This is a genomic window from Desulfuribacillus stibiiarsenatis (assembly GCF_001742305.1).
Classification (GTDB): domain Bacteria; phylum Bacillota; class Bacilli; order Desulfuribacillales; family Desulfuribacillaceae; genus Desulfuribacillus_A; species Desulfuribacillus_A stibiiarsenatis.
Genome location: NZ_MJAT01000003.1, coordinates 59,725 through 78,368, shown reverse-complemented (window position 1 = coordinate 78,368; position 18,644 = coordinate 59,725). Strand labels below are relative to the sequence as shown.

General features: G+C 37.1%; 15 protein-coding genes. 8 read left to right on the top strand and 7 right to left on the bottom strand.

The window, feature by feature from the left end; all coding sequences use genetic code 11:
• Positions 1 to 244 precede the first annotated feature (244 nt).
• The gene (locus BHU72_RS02890) at positions 245 to 1,246 is read left to right on the top strand and encodes a CgeB family protein (protein WP_069701131.1); all 1,002 of its coding nucleotides are present in this window, start codon (positions 245 to 247) and stop codon (positions 1,244 to 1,246) included.
• 16 nt (positions 1,247 to 1,262) lie between these two features.
• Positions 1,263 to 2,207 carry an NAD-dependent epimerase/dehydratase family protein gene (locus tag BHU72_RS02885; protein WP_069701130.1) on the top strand — a complete coding sequence of 315 codons (945 nt, stop codon included), beginning with the start codon at positions 1,263 to 1,265 and terminating at the stop codon, positions 2,205 to 2,207.
• Positions 2,208 to 2,368: 161 nt separating this feature from the next.
• Here the strand turns inward: BHU72_RS02885 and BHU72_RS02880 are convergent, their stop codons facing one another.
• A complete protein-coding gene (locus tag BHU72_RS02880; protein WP_069701129.1) occupies positions 2,369 to 4,546 on the bottom strand; it encodes a YheC/YheD family protein in 2,178 nt (725 codons plus the stop codon).
• A gap of 196 nt (positions 4,547 to 4,742) precedes the next feature.
• Here BHU72_RS02880 and BHU72_RS02875 point away from each other — a divergent pair, with 196 nt between their 5' ends.
• The 6 genes from BHU72_RS02875 (at position 4,743) to BHU72_RS02850 (ending at position 12,479) form a co-directional block, all read left to right on the top strand.
• Positions 4,743 to 5,888 (top strand): DegT/DnrJ/EryC1/StrS family aminotransferase, encoded by a 1,146-nt coding sequence (locus tag BHU72_RS02875; protein WP_083248221.1) that lies wholly within the window; start codon positions 4,743 to 4,745, stop codon positions 5,886 to 5,888.
• A gap of 50 nt (positions 5,889 to 5,938) precedes the next feature.
• Positions 5,939 to 7,246, top strand: a complete 1,308-nt coding sequence (locus tag BHU72_RS02870) for a nucleotide sugar dehydrogenase (RefSeq protein ID WP_069701128.1) — start codon at positions 5,939 to 5,941, stop codon at positions 7,244 to 7,246.
• 212 nt (positions 7,247 to 7,458) lie between these two features.
• Entirely contained in the window at positions 7,459 to 8,988 is a 1,530-nt protein-coding gene (locus BHU72_RS02865) for a Gfo/Idh/MocA family oxidoreductase (RefSeq protein ID WP_176720386.1), read from the top strand.
• Between the two features lie 206 nt (positions 8,989 to 9,194).
• On the top strand, positions 9,195 to 10,523 hold the full coding sequence (locus BHU72_RS15575; RefSeq protein ID WP_141709233.1) for an NTTRR-F1 domain: 1,329 nt from the start codon (positions 9,195 to 9,197) through the stop codon (positions 10,521 to 10,523).
• Between the two features lie 305 nt (positions 10,524 to 10,828).
• Positions 10,829 to 10,993 (top strand): NTTRR-F1 domain, encoded by a 165-nt coding sequence (locus BHU72_RS02855; RefSeq protein ID WP_245671841.1) that lies wholly within the window; start codon positions 10,829 to 10,831, stop codon positions 10,991 to 10,993.
• 409 nt (positions 10,994 to 11,402) lie between these two features.
• Complete coding sequence (locus BHU72_RS02850; protein ID WP_069701125.1) at positions 11,403 to 12,479, top strand: glycosyltransferase; 1,077 nt, start codon at positions 11,403 to 11,405, stop codon at positions 12,477 to 12,479.
• A gap of 144 nt (positions 12,480 to 12,623) precedes the next feature.
• Here BHU72_RS02850 and BHU72_RS02845 read toward each other — a convergent pair whose 3' ends face one another.
• From BHU72_RS02845 to BHU72_RS02820, 6 genes are all read right to left on the bottom strand, one after another.
• Entirely contained in the window at positions 12,624 to 13,040 is a 417-nt protein-coding gene (locus BHU72_RS02845) for a hypothetical protein (RefSeq protein ID WP_069701124.1), read from the bottom strand.
• Positions 13,041 to 13,054: 14 nt separating this feature from the next.
• Positions 13,055 to 14,041, bottom strand: a complete 987-nt coding sequence (locus tag BHU72_RS02840; protein WP_069701123.1) for a glycosyltransferase family 4 protein — start codon at positions 14,039 to 14,041, stop codon at positions 13,055 to 13,057.
• Between the two features lie 426 nt (positions 14,042 to 14,467).
• Positions 14,468 to 16,684 carry a sensor histidine kinase gene (locus BHU72_RS02835; RefSeq protein WP_069701122.1) on the bottom strand — a complete coding sequence of 739 codons (2,217 nt, stop codon included), beginning with the start codon at positions 16,682 to 16,684 and terminating at the stop codon, positions 14,468 to 14,470.
• Positions 16,662 to 17,354: a response regulator transcription factor gene (locus BHU72_RS02830; protein ID WP_069701121.1), complete on the bottom strand. Its 693-nt coding sequence runs from the start codon at positions 17,352 to 17,354 to the stop codon at positions 16,662 to 16,664. Before BHU72_RS02830 ends, BHU72_RS02835 begins: the two co-directional genes overlap by 23 nt.
• A gap of 241 nt (positions 17,355 to 17,595) precedes the next feature.
• On the bottom strand, positions 17,596 to 18,012 hold the full coding sequence (locus tag BHU72_RS02825; RefSeq protein ID WP_069701120.1) for a DUF3785 family protein: 417 nt from the start codon (positions 18,010 to 18,012) through the stop codon (positions 17,596 to 17,598).
• 153 nt (positions 18,013 to 18,165) lie between these two features.
• The gene (locus BHU72_RS02820) at positions 18,166 to 18,597 is read right to left on the bottom strand and encodes an Lrp/AsnC family transcriptional regulator (RefSeq protein ID WP_069701119.1); all 432 of its coding nucleotides are present in this window, start codon (positions 18,595 to 18,597) and stop codon (positions 18,166 to 18,168) included.
• Positions 18,598 to 18,644 lie beyond the last annotated feature (47 nt).

The following is an 18,644-nucleotide window of genomic DNA, read 5'->3' as shown; positions in this document are numbered from 1 at the left end:
TGTTTTTGTTTGTTTCTTACACATATAAAGACGCACAAACAAAGTAGGAGGGTTCACTTGCTGTTGGTGTAATGTTTTCCATTGCTAGCAATCATTGTATATCGTCATGACGGTTATAAAATAATCTATACGACTCTCAGCTAGTATCCCAAGCAAAATAAATATTGATTAATATAATAAGTATTATAAACACTTGAAATCTATAGCTGTTTTCGGCCAAGTTGCCGCCTGAAGGGAGACATATATGCAAAAATACAAAATCTTTTTTCTTGATCATCGTTCCTATTGCCTGAATAGTTTAGGAGATTCGCTTGCTCAAATGGGCCATGAAATTTTTTATCAGTCGTCTTGGATATCGAAAGAAGTAGAGGCAGGAATCGCTTACTTCAGACCTGATATCTTAATCACTGTTGGTTTTAATTACTCACTATTCGGAGGGTTTCTGGAAAAAATCCCTGATCTATGCAAAAAATATCATTTGTATCATATTTACTGGGCTACGGAAGACATCATTCATTATGAGAGCTGGTCGTTAAAGGCTGTGCAAACAGCTAAACCCGACTATGTTCTTACCATTCATCCCGACTGTGTTGAAAAATACAACTATTTAGGGATACCAGCAAGCTACTTCAATTTCGCTATAAACCCACGCCTATTCCCAAAAAAGTCAGAAGAGGATGTAGAAACATTTGATATAGCCTTAATTGGAAACGCCCATCTAATCAAGCGAACTTATCGTTATGAGAGTCTTGAACATCTATTGTTCCCTCTGATTAATCATAATATTACGACTCATGTTTGGGGTTCCGGATGGTACAAACATCGAACATTAATTAAACAAGAGTTCAAAAGTACTGTGCCTCAAGAATGGTTGCGTGGTCCATTACCCTACAAAAGTACATCTGCTGTATATCGCGCTTCAAAAATTGTATTAGGCATTCAAAATGCTGAACATCAAGTAACCCAACGTACCTTTGAAATATTAGGTACAGGTGCCTTTATGATTGCAAGCAGAACTCCCGCTCTTCAGGAAATGTTTGTAGAGAATGAAGATCTTGTTCTAACAAGTTCACCAGAAGAAACTATTGAGCTAGTAAACTATTATCTAAATCAGACGGAGCTTCGTCACAAAATAGGTAATAATGCACGTAAAAAAACACTTGATAATTATACTTATTGTCAGCAAATAGAAAAGGTATGGCCTAATATAGAGCCATTAATAAATCAGAAACTAAACATTTTCTAAGAAGGGGGTGATACGTATGTTAGGTAATATAATGGTCACTGGTGGTGCTGGTTTCATAGGATCTCAGCTAATCAGTAAACTATTGCCTATCAGTCAGCATATCTATGTACTTGATGATCTCTCTACTGGAAATAGAGCAGCAGTTCCTGTTAGTGATAAAGTAACTTTTATAGAAGGAAGCATCTTGGATAGGAAAATTCTGAAAGATATTCTGCCAAAAGTTGAATATATATTTCATTTAGCTTGTGCAAACTTAATACAATCGGTCTCCAATATAGATCGCGATTTTCAAGTCAACCTATATGGTCAATTGCTTTTGTTACAAGACACTTATAGCCATTGCCCTAATCTGAAACGATTCATATATACTTCAACAGCCTCAATTTATAGCGATGCAGCTTTACTGCCTACGCCAGAATCCTATTATGAGATTCGTCTTCCATACGCAGCTAGTAAATTCTCGGCAGAACATTATTGTAATGTTTATTACCATATGTATGGGCTTCCTACTTCAATATTGCGTTTATCTAATGTATTTGGACCTGGTCAAACAACAATCAATCCTTACTGCGGAGTAGTAGCTAAATTTTTTGAAGCATCGTTGCAGAGGCAACCGCTAACAATTTATGGGGACGGACAACAAACTAGGGATTTCACCTATATCGACGATGCACTGGATGCTATACTTCTCGCTGCTGTTGATTGTTCTGCCATTGGCAAAACATATAATGTTGGCACTGGCATAGAAACAAGTGTAAACGATTTGGCTGATAAAGTTCTTAAAGTTACAAATAACCCAGTTACTTCTATTGAATATGAAGGCAAGCGCCCAGTCGACATCGTAAGGAGAAGAAGCGTTGACACCCAGGTGATTAAAAATGACTTACATTGGAAGAGTATCCATACTTTAACGGAAGGACTTGAAAAAACCTACCAATGGTTAAAGAAAGTACGAGAATAAGGCACTATGTAAATCTGGCACGAGATTTTTGCTCCAGAAGTAGCGATTAAAACATCCCTTGAACTTAGTTTCAAGGGATGTTTTAAATATAAACTTTTGTACAAATAACGAATATATTGGTATGAGAATCAGTAGTCAAGTTCCTGTACTTTTGTTTATGTTTACATATGTTGCACGGAAGCGATAGCATAATCAAAAGGCATGCCGAATATGTTTTGACGAGTTTCTGAAGTAGCGTTTCTATAGGCGATACTGCTAGGACGACTGTTCGCTTCAATGATCCAGAGCTTCCCATGTATGTCTAATCCGATATCTAGACCTACTTCACCAATTCTACCGAAATAGCTCTCAAGGGCGTAAACTGTATCTAGAGAAATTTCTGTTAATGCTTCCCACGTTAGACAGCACTGCAATAGCTTTTCTCCTGGTATTTTTAGAATGTCTGTAGCCCCTGCGGCAAAATTTGTTACTACAGCATTAGGAGCTCCAATTCTATAGTTTAGAGCTGAGACTATCCACTCACAATGCCCGTTTTTCTGTACTAAAACCCGCATATCAAAAGGGCAGTTGTTCATTTGCGCAAGATTAATCCCCTGTTGTAAAATTCCATCCTTCCCAATTGTTCTTATGAGAAATTCAAATAGCCCCTTTAGGTCAGTGAAATTCTTAATTTGAATCATGCTCCCGCCTGCTTTACAAAGATAACCATTAATGCCTCTTTCAATACGAAACACGTTGTAACCGCATTTGCCAGAATTACTTTTAATATAGCAGAATGCGTGCTTTTGCAAATATTGTTGTAGATTTGAGAGGGTTAACAGTGTTGTTTCAGGTAGGTATGCCGTTGTTTTCTCGAAGAAACGCAATGCCTTATATGTTTCCCACTTTCCAAAAACTTTAGTAGCGTTTATCCATTGAATATTGAATACTTTTCCTTGGCAAGTAGGATTATTGAAATCCTCAAGCGTAGGAGTACCTCCCCTATATTGAATAACATCTGGGACTGGTATTTGTTTTTTTATCCAGCCTGAAAGGAGGGGGTTATAATCATATGCTTCTACGAGATTATGATCCCAATTTACGTTTGAAAGCTTAAAACAATAGAAAGAAAGACCTTTAGATTGAGCCAGAAGGGCTTTGTCTTTGAGTAATGCATTTTTGTCAATTCGATTCCATACTTTTTTTGATACTGCCAATCCAAACGTAGGATATGCCTTAGTAGGCACAGTAATGGTTGGGATGAATCCAGCGAATGAAAAGCAAGTTAATATTGGCAACTGAATGACTCGGTTCATGACAGAAGGATTATTTCTCAGTAAGAAAGATTGCTTTGATGGATTGCTATTTACCCGGAGCAGCCAAACTTTCCCTGTTGCGTCAATTCCGAAATCAAGTTCTAATTCAAGAATTGTACCAAAATGAATCTCGATTATCTTAGCAACCTGTTGTGATAATGCTTTGCAAGCTTCTAGAATTGAAGATGATTGATAAGGAAAACAATAGTCTATCACATCTTTTGAATTCAGATATCTATCATCGTTAATAGCGCAAGCTGAAGTACTCTTTTCAGAAGATATTTTTATTATCGTTTCAAATGAATTCCATTTCAAATCAGGAGTTTTCTGTAATAGCGCTTGCAGTATGAAAGGATTATCTAAGAAAGTAGCTAATGGGACACTAGGCTGCAGATGTTCTCTTATAATTGCTTCACTATTAAGATGCTGAAAGACTTCTTCTATGCAAAGAACGATGGGATCATTTAATACACGTATATCTAATTTGTTCTCTATAATTTTTGCCCGTAGACCGTAAGACTCTATAGCTGCATCCTTGCCAAATGAACTGTCATAGATTATATCAGGCAACGGGAATTGTTGACGTTTCCAACGTCTTTCTTTATCCCAAAAATAAGCGTTCACGGATTGGGTGCTCCAACAAATATCTTTAGTAGTGAAAAAATAATATAGGCCTTGTCCTCTTTTACGAAACTCTAAATCCATAAATGCGTTGTCCGCTTTACCGCGTAAAAGTTCTTCTATGTCGTCGCTAGTGGTGAATATGCCTAAAATGGGACCAAGTAGAATAACACCTTTCTCATACCGTAACGTCAACACGATATTTTCTGGAAGTTGTAATTTATGAAATGTCAATTGATTCAAGTATAGTATGTTGCTATTCGTTTTCGTTGTTGATTTCTTAACAAGTACTAATAACTTTTTTTGACCAACATGTATGATATGTTTGCCTTCAGAGAATTTGTCAATGGTAGAATCTGCGAACTCTATAATTGCATACTCATTTGTTCCAAGGCGTAATTGAACATGTTTAATTTCAGTCATATGCAACTAACCCCCATTATTTGGTATGTTATAACTCTGATAACTTATACTGTGAATATATAAATACAATATGTTCACGGTGAATATTTGTACTAGACAAATGCTCCACGTTAGGAAAATGAGCGAATGACAAGGTTTCGGCTTTGAGGTTCAATCCATATAATAAATAGAATTCAATAAAAGAGGGGGAGGGCCTTTGGCAAAACAAGATAAAAAGAAACACGTCCCAAGTTTCAGTTTGCATCGTCAAAACAAGACTCTGAAGAAAGAAATAAAGAAGTGCTTTTCTCAGGTAGTTGAATCAGGCAATTTTGTATTGGGTGATAATGTGCGCATCTTAGAAGAGCAAATATCTTATTTCTGTAATGTGAAACAGGGTATCGGAGTTGCTAATGGAAGTGATGCACTGTACTTATCGTTGTTAGCCTGTGGTGTAGGTAATGGAGATGAGGTTATAACGACGCCATTCACATTTTTTGCTACTGCTGGGGCGATTACCCGCACTGGAGCTAAACCAGTATTTGTGGACATAGATGCCAAAACTTGGAATATCGACGCGAATTTAATAGAAGAGAAAATTACTACAAGAACGAAAGCTATACTACCAGTCCATTTATATGGTTGTCCTGTAGAGATGGATGCAATTATGGAAATAGCCAAGAGATATCAGCTAAAGGTTATTGAAGATGCTGCCCAGGCGCTGGGAGCCGAATTTAAAGGGCAGAAGGTCGGTTCCTTCGGGGATACTTGCTGTATAAGTTTTTTTCCAACAAAAAATCTAGGTGCTTTCGGTGATGCAGGCATGGTACTCACTAATAATCCTGACATTGCAGAAAGGATAAAGTTACTAAGGGTACATGGTGCAAAAAAGAAGTATTGTCATGAAATTCTAGGATGCAATAGTAGATTAGATGAGTTACAAGCAGCCATTCTGAGAACTAAGTACAAATATTTTGAACAATGGACGAACCGACGTAGACAAATCGCAAAAAAGTATCATGATTTATTCCAAAAACAAAGCATTATTGTAGACGGAGTTAATATAAAGTTACCCCATGAACCAACTTACGCCTATCATGTGTACCACCAATACACTATTCAAACAAAACAACGTGATCAACTTAAGGAGCATCTAAAACAAAATGGTGTTGAAACAACGGTATATTACCCAATTCCTATGCATTTACAAGAGGTATTTGCTCCACTTGGATATGGCGATGGGGATTTCCCTATAGCTGAAGCAGCCTGCAATGAAGTGTTGTCTTTACCAATGTTTCCTGAGTTGACAGATAAAGAGGTTGGTTATGTAGTTCAATCCATTATAGATTTCTTTTCCAAATAGTTCGTTTTTCAACGCAATTCAAACAGCAGCATTAAGGAGGTGAATCTATAGTGAAACATGAATTGAAAGAAAAGATTGAAAACCGAAAGGCCCTCATTTCTGTAGTTGGAGTAGGGTATGTTGGTTTGCCTTTGGCTATAGAGTTGGCTAAAGTGGGGTTTCATGTTACTGGTGTAGACACGAACAAGGAACGGGTCGAAAAACTAAATAACGGCATTAATTATATTTCTGATGTGAATGAAATCGAGCTGAATCATTTAGTCAAACAGGGAAAGCTCGCAGCCGTTGAGAATTTTTCTAAAATTGGCACAATGGATGTTATTATCATTTGTGTTCCCACCTCATTAACAAAAAATCTTGTTCCAGATCTTCAACACGTTATAGGCGCTACAAAAGCAATTGCAAAGGAATTAAGAAAAGGGCAATTAATTTGTATCGAGTCTACGATATATCCAGGAATGACAGATGAAGTAGTGTTGCCTATTTTAGAGAGCTCAGGATTAAAGGTGGAAAATGATTTCTTTCTATGTCATTCACCAGAGAGGATTGACCCTGGTAATAAAATCTATACGACAGAAAATACTAACAAAATTGTTGGCGGTATAGCCAATGATTCTCTTGAAGTAGGAGTTGCTTTTTATAGTCAGTTAATTAATCATATAGTACCTGTCTCGAGTGTTAAAGTCGCAGAGTTTGCAAAAATATATGAAAACACATTCAGGTCTGTAAATATCGCATTAGCTAATGAATTTGCCTTGTTGTGTGACAAAATGGGTATTAGCGTGTGGGACGTCCTTGATGCTGCCTTCACTAAACCTTTCGGCATTATGTCATTTTATCCTGGTCCTGGAGTAGGTGGCCATTGCATTCCTGTCGACCCCCACTATTTAGAATGGAAAGCCAGAGAATATAACTATATCACCAAACTTATTGGAATAGCTGGTGAAATCAATCGCCATATGCCAGAATTTGTTAGTCAGATAGTTCTGCGTACACTTAACAGTCTAGGGGTATCTCCATCGAAATCAAAAGTACTGATTGTTGGCATAACTTACAAAAAAGACGTAAATGACTTTAGAGAATCTCCTATCATTAATTTAATAGAGTTACTATTAAAAGAGGGGGTTGAAATTTCTTATTACGACCCTTATGTTTCGCAAATCATAGTATCTTCGAAGAAACTCCAGTCAATTCCTCTAGAAGATGAATATGTGAAAAGTGCAAACATCGTGTTAATTGCCACAGACCACTCATCGATAGACTATCAATGGCTAGTGGAAACTGCCGAGAGGATTATCGACACAAGAAATGCTACGAGAGGATTATCTGGTAGCGATAAAAAAGTTACACTTATATAGTGCATATCCTAGCTACCGATGCTTGATTTTTCAACCCCTTCCAAGGGGTTTGTTTTTTAACTGAAATCTTTCAGGGTCTATCATTAGGCTTAATCCTGATGAATCATGAATTTTTATACATTCTGATAATGCAAGGAAGTGTTTAAGAAAAATATATTTTTGAACTGCTTAAAAATATCGAAATCGTGGATAAATCCAAAGAAAAGGGTTTGGTGATTATTTTGTCAAAAACAATAAAAATAGCTGTAATTGGTGCTGGTCATTGGGGACAAAATTATGTCAAAGTACTCAACGAGCTAGATGTACTGACGGCATTAGCTGATCCCCAAGAGGAGATTAGGACGAAATTTAGTAAGCAGTATCCAAATATTAAAATAGTAGCAGATTATAAGCAATTACTAGTAAGCCCCGAAATTGATGGAGTAATAGTTGCGACCCCTGCAGCTACCCATCATCAAGTTACAATGGATGCATTGAGAGCAGGAAAAGACGTACTTGTAGAAAAGCCGATGGCATTATCGGTACATGAATCTATCGAAATGCATGAAATGGCAATTCAATCTAATAGGATTCTTATGGTGGGGCATTTATTGCTATACAAACCAGCTGTACAGAAAATTCTGCAGTTAGTCCAGAACAAAGTAATTGGCGAATTATGTTATATCAAAATGCAAAGAACCAAGTTAGGAAAAGTACGTGATCAAGAAAATGTGATATGGAGTTTTGCGCCGCACGATTTAGCCGTAATACTAGCTCTAGTGGACTCAACCGTTGAAGAAGTATCAGTAAAGGGCCAGTGTGTAATTCAACCAGAGATAGAAGATGATGCCTACATGCATATTGATTTTGCTAATAAGGTCAAGGCACATATTCATGTATCATGGCTATGGCCAGAAGATATCCGGAAAACAACCATTGTTGGAACAACAGGTATGATGATTTATAACGAAAAAGAGAATAAATTAGAAATTCATCGTAAAATAGTAGACAATAAGTTATCTTGCGAGAATGGTGAAGTAAAAGAAATAGATTTTGAAACGGTCAATATTCTAAACCAGGAAGTAATGCATTTTTTGGATTGCATGAAACACAGGAAGATACCAATAACAAGCAGTCAATCAGGAATTGATGTGATAAAAGTATTGGAAAAAGCGACTCAAGCATTGGATAAAACAAAAAGGCAAAATAAATATTTCGTTCATGATTCAGCTACTATAGAACTTCCAACTAAGATAGGTGATGGCACACAGATTTGGCGCAATTGTCATATTATGCCTGGTGTTCAGATTGGTAATGCGTGCAAATTTGGTCAAAACGTATTTGTTGCTTCAAATGTCAAGATTGGGAATAATGTAAAGATTCAAAATAATGTCAGTGTCTACGAGGGTGTGATTTTAGAAGATAATGTCTTTTGCGGTCCGAGCATGGTATTTACCAACGTTAAAACGCCCCGAAGTCAATTCATAAGAAACACTTCCTCTGATTATGCAATAACACTGGTGAAAGAGGGTGCATCTATCGGGGCTAATGCTACCATTGTTTGTGGAATCCAAATTGGCAAGCACGCTCTTATTGGTGCAGGCTCTGTTGTAACGAAAGATGTACCCAATCATGCTATCATTTATGGTAATCCAGGGAAAATCCAAGGCTGGATTTGCAAATGTGGTGAAACGATTATTAAGAAAACAGATAAAATTCTAAAGTGTGATACGTGTAGTACAGAGATTACGACAGATTTGTAAGGGAAAAATAGACACACTCAATTGTGGTTACTATTCATCAATTGGGTGTGTCTATTATATGTCGTTAATAAATTCTAGAAATATTAAAACAGGCTACATGGCTAGGTCATTATAACTTTCACCTTATATATTTGTGAATACCATATAAGTAAGGCAATATTAACAATTATGAATATTGCCTGAAATGTATGTTAGGGGGGGAAGTTATGTCATTTAATGAATTGATTGTAAATGGAGGCTTTGAAACTGGAGCTTTAGCACCATGGGTTGGTCTAAACGCAGCAATAACCAGTCAGGATAGTCATTCAGGATTTTTTGCTGCACGTTTAACAGGTGGAGCGGTAAATTCCTACATCTTCCAAATTATGCCAGTAACTGCCGGACAGCGATACGAATTTCTCGTATCATTGTCCAAACTGGGAACTGCCGTAAGTGCAACTGTATCACTATCAATAACATACTATGATGCGGACTTTAATTTTATTGAATATGGGTTAATTGAAAATATTCCATCAAGTCGGCTTACAAGTGTTGTAGATTGGCTCGAAGTCTATAAATTAACTTCCGCACCACCAGTAGGAGCTACGCAAGCCCTTATACTTGTGAATAAATTACCTTTAGCAGGTAGTGCAGACATTATTGTTGATGATGTATCTCTTGTGGAGGTAGAAGGTGCGCTAGGGCCGACGGGATCTACTGGTGCTACGGGTACAACGGGGGCGACTGGTGCGACTGGTGCGACTGGACCAACAGGTGCAACAGGAGTGACAGGAGTGACAGGTCCAGCAGGTGGGCCAACTGGGCCAACAGGCCCAACGGGTTCGATTGAGCCAAATCCATTTGAAGTGTATGTTCAATCTGGGTCAGTTGGTGGGGATGGTACACAGGCCAATCCATTTGGAACTATACAAGAAGGTATAACGGCTGTATCTCCAACAGGAACCGTTCATATTCTAGGTGGAACATATCCCATTACCACGACAATGACAATAAACAAAGAAGGTATCACTCTTAAAGGATACCCTGATACTTTAATTGAACTTCAAGCAGCTGTTATTGTTTTCACTGTCATAGGAAGCGGAGTAACAATTGACGGATTAAGCATTACTAGTGATGATCCGTATGCCGTTGAATTTATTCAAGTTGGTGGGACTAACCATAGCATTATCAATAATATTATCTTTGGACCAGAACAAGCAGGACCTTCTAGTGGTTGGGTGGTGAATCGTGGTTTTGTTACCCAAGCCAATAATATGACCAATCTCTTAGTAAGAAATAATATTTTCTTTTCTCTTCGCCAGCCTGCTTATTTAAATCCAAATATTGAGGGAGATATCGTTAATAATGTAGTTTATAATACTAGAGGATTTGTCGTTGATGAAGCAATATTTGTTTTTTCAGGAAATTCATGGGGGATTCCAGAGAATGCCGTTGATATAGCATTATTGTTTGGAACGATAACTGGTGCTCCATATGATCCTCTAACGGCATTATCTACTAATAATAGTAATGCTACTATCAGTGATCAAAGATAAATAATAAAGATATTCTAAAGGTGGACATAACAAGTATAAGTACATTAGTGTGAACGTGTAGGACAGAGATTATGATGATTTGTAAAGGATAAATAGGCACACTCAATTGTGGTTACTATCAACCAATTGGGTGTGTCTATTATATTTCACTAATAAATTCTAGTAATATTAAAACAGGCTACATGGTTAGGTCGTTATAACTTTCACCTTATATATTTGTGAATACCATATAAGTAAGACAATATTAACAATTATGAATATTGCCTGAAATGTATGTTAGGGGGGAAGTTATGTCATTTAATGAATTGATTGTAAATGGAGGCTTTGAAACTGGAGGTTTAGCACCATGGGTTGGCCTAAACGCAGCAATAACCAGTCAGGATAGTCATTCAGGATTTTTTGCTGCACGTTTAACAGGTGGAGCGGTAAATTCCTACATCTTCCAAACTGTGCCAGTAACTGCCGGATAGCAATACGAATTAACACCATGGCTGGCAGCATTTAATTAATATAAGACAAACAACTTGAACTGTTAGTAGGGAACAAAAAGATTTCCACCGTCAATACAATCGTAGACATCGCTCTTGCTACAGAGATAACTAAAATCGCGTTAGAGTAATTGTCACTGCTGCAACTAATATAACTTCAGCTAAGCGCTTGAATATTATAGTATTCCCAGAATAATGGATGGGTTCTTCGATATCGGGGGACCTGTCTTATTGGATATAATGCTGAAGACGATAAAAAAGATATAAACTTCATGCATCGTATTATTAAAATGAGTTTCCAGTTGGAAATTATCAAGTACGTAGTTCTGTTGTTTTTTTAACACGACTAATGAGGCAACAGTGAAATGTTCTAGAAGAAAGGAGCTATAATATGGTAACTATAAGCTTATGCATGATTGTTAAAAACGAGGAAGAACTTCTTAGCAGATGTTTGGAGTCCGCAAAAGATCTTGTGGATGAGATAAACATCGTTGATACAGGATCAACGGATCGAACCAAAGAAATAGCTTCCCAATATACAGATCGGATTTATGATTTTGAATGGATCAATAACTTCGCAGCTGCCAGGAACGAGTCTTTTAAATATGCTACGAAGGATTATATTTTATACTTAGATGCAGATGATGTTATCTTAGAAAAAGATCGAGTTGCCTTTAAGAAACTAAAAGAAACCTTAGATCCCTCTGTTGTTTCTGTATCGATGTATTATAATGCGGGTGTTGACGAATATGGAAATGTTACTCTAACTTATCGGCGCAACCGTCTGATCAAAAGGGAAAAAGATTTTACTTGGCACGGTGACTGCCATCAATACTTAGCTGCACATGGGAAAATTATCAATTCTGACGTAGCCATTACCCATAAAAAAGTTCGTCATTCGGTAGGGCGAACGATATCTATATACGAGAAAAAAATTGAGCGTGGAGATACTTTTACGGCTAGAGACTATTTCTATTATGGAAATGAATTAAGAGAAAATGAACATTACGAAAAAGCTATTGAAAGCTATAGTAAAAATATAGCAATGAAAGAAGGTTGGTTAGAAGACAAGATTTTTGCTTGTATTTATCGTGGCGACTGTTATCGATACCTTAGAGATATCGATAACGAGCTGCTATCTTTGTTCCAATCGTTTCAGTTTTCAGAACCAAAGGCAGAAGCTTGCTCTCGTATTGGTTATGTCTTCCAACGAAGAAGAGACTACCCAACAGCTATTTTTTGGTATGTTTTAGCGACGCAGCAAGTGCCTGATTCGAGTAGGTGGAGCTTTACGTATCCTGCGTATCATACTTGGTATCCACACTTGCAACTATGTGTCTGCTATTATAATATGCAAAACTATCAGAAAGCCTATGAACATAATGAGCAGGCTAAGAAGTACAGACCAGAAGATAAAAGAGTATTACACAATAAACAATTACTCGAAGAAAGATTGGAAATTTCTTAACACCAAAAGGGATGCCCTTGTAGGCACCCCTTTTGGTTTCTATAGTCCTTTCGCAAAGGCTATATTTCTTCTACGATATCCAGCGCTGCTACATGCAGAGGAGGAAATCCACAAGCTATTTTCATTATGGCAGCGGTCAATACGTTAGATAGTTTCTAAAACAAGATATGGAGGATTACTTTCAATATATTTGAAATTCTTTCCTTTTGCCCACAGATAAATTCCGTGATTATTTTTCTTTCTCTTGCGCCAAAGGTTTCTATAGTTTGTTACATTTATAATTAGTTCAGTTTGTTCTGGTGTATATCGTAATAGGCGAGCCTTTTGAGAGCGTGATGGAACTATACCATTACGCAGAGATGCTTCGTCCCAGTAGGTTAGCAACCGCTTTAAATATACGGTGGTAGGTGTATGGTGTTTTGGTAATTGCACATGGAGGTACATCGATGTTATCTCCATATCTCTCGGAATGACGGATAGATTAAATGCAATGTATAGGCGACTTTGTCTAACAAAAAGCTTATATGGTAAAAAAAACATTTTCTTTTCTAGTGAAGGCATATTACATCACTCCATCAGGTTAAATTCATATAAATAGATAGTAACTGACTCACAACTGTATCCTGAGCATGATAATTCTCGACATATGTTCTGCCTGCTTTTCCAAGGCTATTTCTTAGTGAAGGATTGGTTAATAACATCTTTAGTTGTTCTTGGATTGTGTCAGGGTTTGCATTTACCACAGGTAATCCAGAAGGAAATGATTCTATTAAGTCAGGTCTTATATAGCAGAGAACCGGCTTGCCGAGGGCCATTGATTCAACACACAAGAGACCATATGAGCCACACAGAATTTGATCTACGATAATGTCAGCTTCTGCGTATAGGCGAATGACTTGTTCATGATTCATTTTTTCAATTCGCTTATATTCAAAGTCGTAGGTGCTTTTCAAAGATTCTATGGCTGCCTCTATAATGACAGTCCCCTTAAAGTCTGGATTGGTTGGCGCATGTAAGATTAATGGTCGTTTTTTTGTCACATTAGGATAAGTTGGTTGAAATTTGCGTAGATCGATAGCCAAGGGTAACACATGTACTTTTTTATAATACGGTGTTACATAAGGCAATACTTCATGATCTTGGACAATTGCCTCTGAAATGTATTGCGAAATATTCGCTAAATTATGCCCTATCTGATTATTTGGCGGGGAATCGCCAGTATAAACATAAGGGTTATTGATTCGCGCTAGGTCATGGAAGCGAACATCATTTCCCCAATGGTGCATAATCATTTTTTTACCTTTTGATTTCATCAACTTTATATCTCTGTAGTCATTCCATATAGTAACGCCATAATGATAATGAAAAACATCATAAAAATTTGAGATGTATTTAAACATTCCTTGTATGTCAATGGAATCCGTATTAATGAGATGGTCCTTATAACCTAGATAAGAATGAAATGTGTTATATCCAACAGCAATATGATTGCGATTTTTCAATGCACCACATAAGTTTCCCATTTGTCCAGCAATCTCTATAATCCCATGGAAAATTTTCACAGATAAATTCTTCCTTTCTGTTACCCTGGTAAGTTTTAACCACAAAACTTCGCAGAGTGTGCTTTACATTCCATTGCAATTCTTGTTAAGTCTTCTGCGCAACTTCGAAAAATTTTGCTCTTTATCCCACCAACTCCCAAAGTTTGTTTTATGATTGGATTCTATTATCTGTAATATAAGCTGCTATAAGTTGTCAAAAATACATTTATCTATAGTATTCATTATATTGCGCAGCTGACATTTTTGTTTGGGAATCATGGAAAATCAACGTCTGTACCCAAAATCACTTCAATTCAAAATCTATAGCGGAGCAGCCTAACGCCAGATAGTAAGAAATGCTGGAAACAAAAAACTCAACCAAGTGATTTTGGTTGAGTTTTTTGTTTCTGCTGTTTTTTAGGCATCTTATTATTTTTCAGAGTTCTACTACTTGATTCGATCTATTGTGATTGTTACCTTAAATAGATCGCCGTCTACTTCTATGTCCATATCTCCCCCATGTATATCTACAATTGACTTCGCTATCGCTAGTCCAAGCCCCGACCCTTCCGTGTTACGAGACACGTCGCCACGCTTAAAGCGTTCAAAAAGCTCATCCGTATTCTCGCCTAACTCAAATTTCGTAACGTTTTTAAAATAGATAGTTGCTTTTTGAGGGGTCGCTTTAAAATTGATATATACCCGTGTATTTTCTAGTGAATACTTCAGAATATTACCAATGAGATTATCGAAAACACGATGCATTTTCAGACCATCGACATATGCATATATTGCTTCTTCTGGCTTGTCGCATCGGAAATGCAATGTAGATTCCTGCATTCGTTCATTATTTTCAGCTAGGGATTGCTGTAATAACTGGTATAAGTCTACCTTGTCTTTCGATAGCTCCATGTTCCCGCTTGCCATCTTTGAAACTTCAAATAAATCCCCAATTAAAATCTTCAGACGTTGCGATTTTCGATCTATAATTTCTACATAGGAACTGCGGTCTTCGTTGGTAAGGTCGGGTTTTTTCAGCAGTTCCGTGTAGGTGATAATGGACGTTAAAGGCGTACGCAAATCATGACTGACATTCGTAATGAGTTCGGTTTTGAGCCGTTCGCTCTTTGCTTGCTCTTTCTGCGAAATCTTTACACCAGATTTTAAAGTATTTAAGCTTTGTGCTAAGTCCGAAAACACTGATTTACCCACTACTGGCAAGTCTGAGTCCATCTCACCTTTTACTAATTTGTCTGCATGTTGTGCGATTTTATGGAAGTAACGAATTCTTCTTACCAATAATACAATCAGTGGTGCGCCAATCAATAGCAATAATGGCAAATATACAACAATGACTGGTGGCTCTATTAAAACTATGACTGCTCCCGCTCCAAATCCAAATATTACAGCGATAATCAGTAATACCTGAGTGCCGAGACGCCAATTCGCAAAAAATTGCTTTATTAGCGCCAATGACTTCATGACTATACTGTGTTTCCAATCTCCTTGGATTTCATCAATTCCTCGGTATTGATCAAATAATAATCTCCCTTGGATAGCAGTAATTGATATTAAGAAAGCCGTAATCACTATGTGAGCTAATGATTCCATAAAACCGGCGTACACATTATATTGAAATTCATAGATTAAGTTCCTTGTTAAGAACACGAATGTTAGCATCGCCGAGAATCCGAATATAATGACACGTAAATCTACCGGAACCTTTCGATACCAAGGTTCTAAATTCTTATAGCTTGATACGAATTGAGTCATTGGTATTTTACGATTGAGATACCATATGCCTATTAACACGCCAATGGAGAAGATTACATATAGTATGAATACGGTGCGCAGAGCTTCATGTTTGTTATACTCTGTAATTAGCGAATTGGTTGATGGTACATTTTTCGGTAAACCGATATACCCTTCGAAAACCTTTACATTTGCTTTTCTAGCTTGCTTAATGACGTCATGGTTTTCAAAAGGAAACGGCTGATCATTGGAGATAAATCCTCTGTTAACCGATGGGAATGTTCTTACATAATGCATATGTTTTGAACTCATATATTCTTGAATTGGGACATCTATTCCGTCTATATTTGTAAAAATCTCCCCTGTATTTACGTCACGAAAGTAATATTGAAAAGTTGATGTATATTGTAATAATTCCGTTCGATAGTTCTCTATTTCTCGAAAGTGCTCCTCTAGTTTTTGTTCTTTTTCCATCTGAACTTTGATGCGAACATGCTCGTCATCGACAAAGTTTAATGTAATATCTTCAATTTTGCGATCTCGCTCTGCTATGTAATAGTCAGCTAATGATTGGCTATTCGCTAATGCCTCTTCAATTTTAAGTTCATACTGATCACGTATATTGGTAAGCTGCGTCGACAGATCACCATAGAAGTAGCGATGCTCGTCAATTTCCTCTTTGCTAGCTGTTATAGTTTGTTTCGCTTCTTCTAGCGATAGCTTATTTAGAATCAGTACGTTTAACAATTCCGCAAATCTATCGACCTCACGTGCAAATTGATAAGACTCGAAGTAGTTTCGATCGAGCAATTGATCACTTCGAGTTAAACCTACAAGTAGACCGTTTAAGCCTATAGTCAGAAGTATGATATATACTAATGCTATACCTCTATTTTTCCATTTTATATCCAATTCCCCATACCACCTTTAAAAATCTTGGATTTTTCGCATCGATTTCTATCTTTTCACGGATTTTACGAATGTGCACTGCTACGATATTCTCAGCATTGTAGCAAGGCTCTTGCCATACGCGTTCATAAATTTCGCTAATAGAGAAGACGCGCCCTGCATGTGACATTAAGAGTTCTACTATCTTGTATTCTATCGGCGTAAGGCGCACTACTTCGCCATGAGCAGTAACTTCCTTCGTCTCTTTGTCTAACGTTAGACCATTTAAATCAATGACTTTCTTGATACCTTCATATGTTCCTAAGGTAACATAGCGTCGCAACTGGGACTTTACCCTAGCAATTAGTTCAATCGGATTAAAGGGTTTCGTGATATAGTCGTCGGCACCGACTTGTAGCCCTAATACCTTATCCGTATCTTCACTCTTTGCACTCAGAATAATAATTGGTATATTTCGAGTTTCACGAATCTTAAAGGTCGTCGCAATACCATCCAAACGAGGCATCATGATATCGAGAAGAATAAGGTGAATGTCATGCTCTTCTAGCATCTCTATTGCTTCTATTCCATCTTTCGCCTTTACGACCGTAATGCCTTCGTTTTTCAGATAGATTTCGATTCCGTCTCTTATATCTTTATCATCATCAACAACAAGTACATAATGATTGCTCATGGTTGTTCGCCGCCTTTTGCGTCATTTTTCTTTTCTACATTCTTTCAAATATAACATATTGCTCCTGCAGGATGATTTCATTTTAATAGGTAAATCTTAATATTTCTTCATGACAATTCTTAAGAATTTATGATTAATGCTACTAAGAATAGTGACTAAATTAAGAAAAGTACCACAGAATCACCGTCTGTGGTACTCAAAATTTTTTACGTTCTTATCTTTAGAAATTCACTATTAACCTTTACACTTCGCATTCTAGAATTTCAATAGAATAGTCCCCACAACTAGGGCAAACAACAACACTCACACTATAGCTGTTATCAACCTTGCCATGCTTTAACATTTGGCTAAAGGTTGCGTCTTTATCTTTCGAAATGGAGCTTATTACATATTGTCTCTCTAGTGTATACACGGAGAAGTTATATGCTAGAAATTTGAATACCTTTGCTTTCTCCTCTTTTCCAGCCAAACAACTGGGACATGCACCATTATAATATTCTAAGTCAAAGGTAACGTCTGGATACTCCTTAAGGAGTTGAAGGATTTGCGGAAGCGACAACCCCTCAACAGGTTGTTCCTCATCGTTATAAAATTCGATACAATTCCCCTCATGTAAAACTAACTCTTTGCCATCATACGAAAATGTATATTGTTCCATATATATCAACCTCCTGTGTATTTTTTTGAATTTTTTGTTTTCTTTCAGGTTTTATTTTCATCTTTAGGTTTATTCCACCTTTAGGATTTTTCCCATCTTTATGTTTTATTTCTATCTTTAGGCTTTACTATTTATCTTCGAAGGTTAGTGCTTTCACGGAACAAGATGCCGATACGGAACTGGTGAGGCTAGTACAGTAGATGTATTAATACTACCATAAGGAATCAAACGGTCAATCAATAGTCTCATGGAGTTCATATTGGACACTGCCGCTTTCAGATAATAGCTGACTTCCCCTGTTACACGATGACACTCGATAATTTCCTCTTCCTTCTTCACGAATTGCTCAAAATCTTCAATCGATACTTTCAACCCACTCACTAGTATAACCAAAAGAATATCTTTCCCTAAAGCAGGCAAAGAAACTCTAGCAGTGAACTCTTCGATGACTCCCTTTTCTTGCAAACGATGTAGCCGCTCTGCTACACTCGGTCGGCTCAGTGCTAACTCTTTCGAAAGCTCGCTAATCGTGATACGCGCATCTCTTTGAAGAATTGCTAACATATTACGGTCAATGACGTCCATATTACCCCTCCATCAGACAAGGTTTTAAACTAATAAAGTTTTGCCTT

Coding starts and splice junctions, on each gene's coding strand:
- BHU72_RS02890 (WP_069701131.1), top strand. CDS start 245: ATGCAAAAATACAAAATCTTTTTTCTTGATCATCGTTCCTATTGCCTG.
- BHU72_RS02885 (WP_069701130.1), top strand. CDS start 1,263: ATGTTAGGTAATATAATGGTCACTGGTGGTGCTGGTTTCATAGGATCT.
- BHU72_RS02880 (WP_069701129.1), bottom strand. CDS start 4,546: ATGACTGAAATTAAACATGTTCAATTACGCCTTGGAACAAATGAGTAT.
- BHU72_RS15575 (WP_141709233.1), top strand. CDS start 9,195: ATGTCATTTAATGAATTGATTGTAAATGGAGGCTTTGAAACTGGAGCT.
- BHU72_RS02850 (WP_069701125.1), top strand. CDS start 11,403: ATGGTAACTATAAGCTTATGCATGATTGTTAAAAACGAGGAAGAACTT.
- BHU72_RS02845 (WP_069701124.1), bottom strand. CDS start 13,040: ATGCCTTCACTAGAAAAGAAAATGTTTTTTTTACCATATAAGCTTTTT.
- BHU72_RS02830 (WP_069701121.1), bottom strand. CDS start 17,354: ATGAGCAATCATTATGTACTTGTTGTTGATGATGATAAAGATATAAGA.
- BHU72_RS02825 (WP_069701120.1), bottom strand. CDS start 18,012: ATGGAACAATATACATTTTCGTATGATGGCAAAGAGTTAGTTTTACAT.
- BHU72_RS02820 (WP_069701119.1), bottom strand. CDS start 18,597: ATGGACGTCATTGACCGTAATATGTTAGCAATTCTTCAAAGAGATGCG.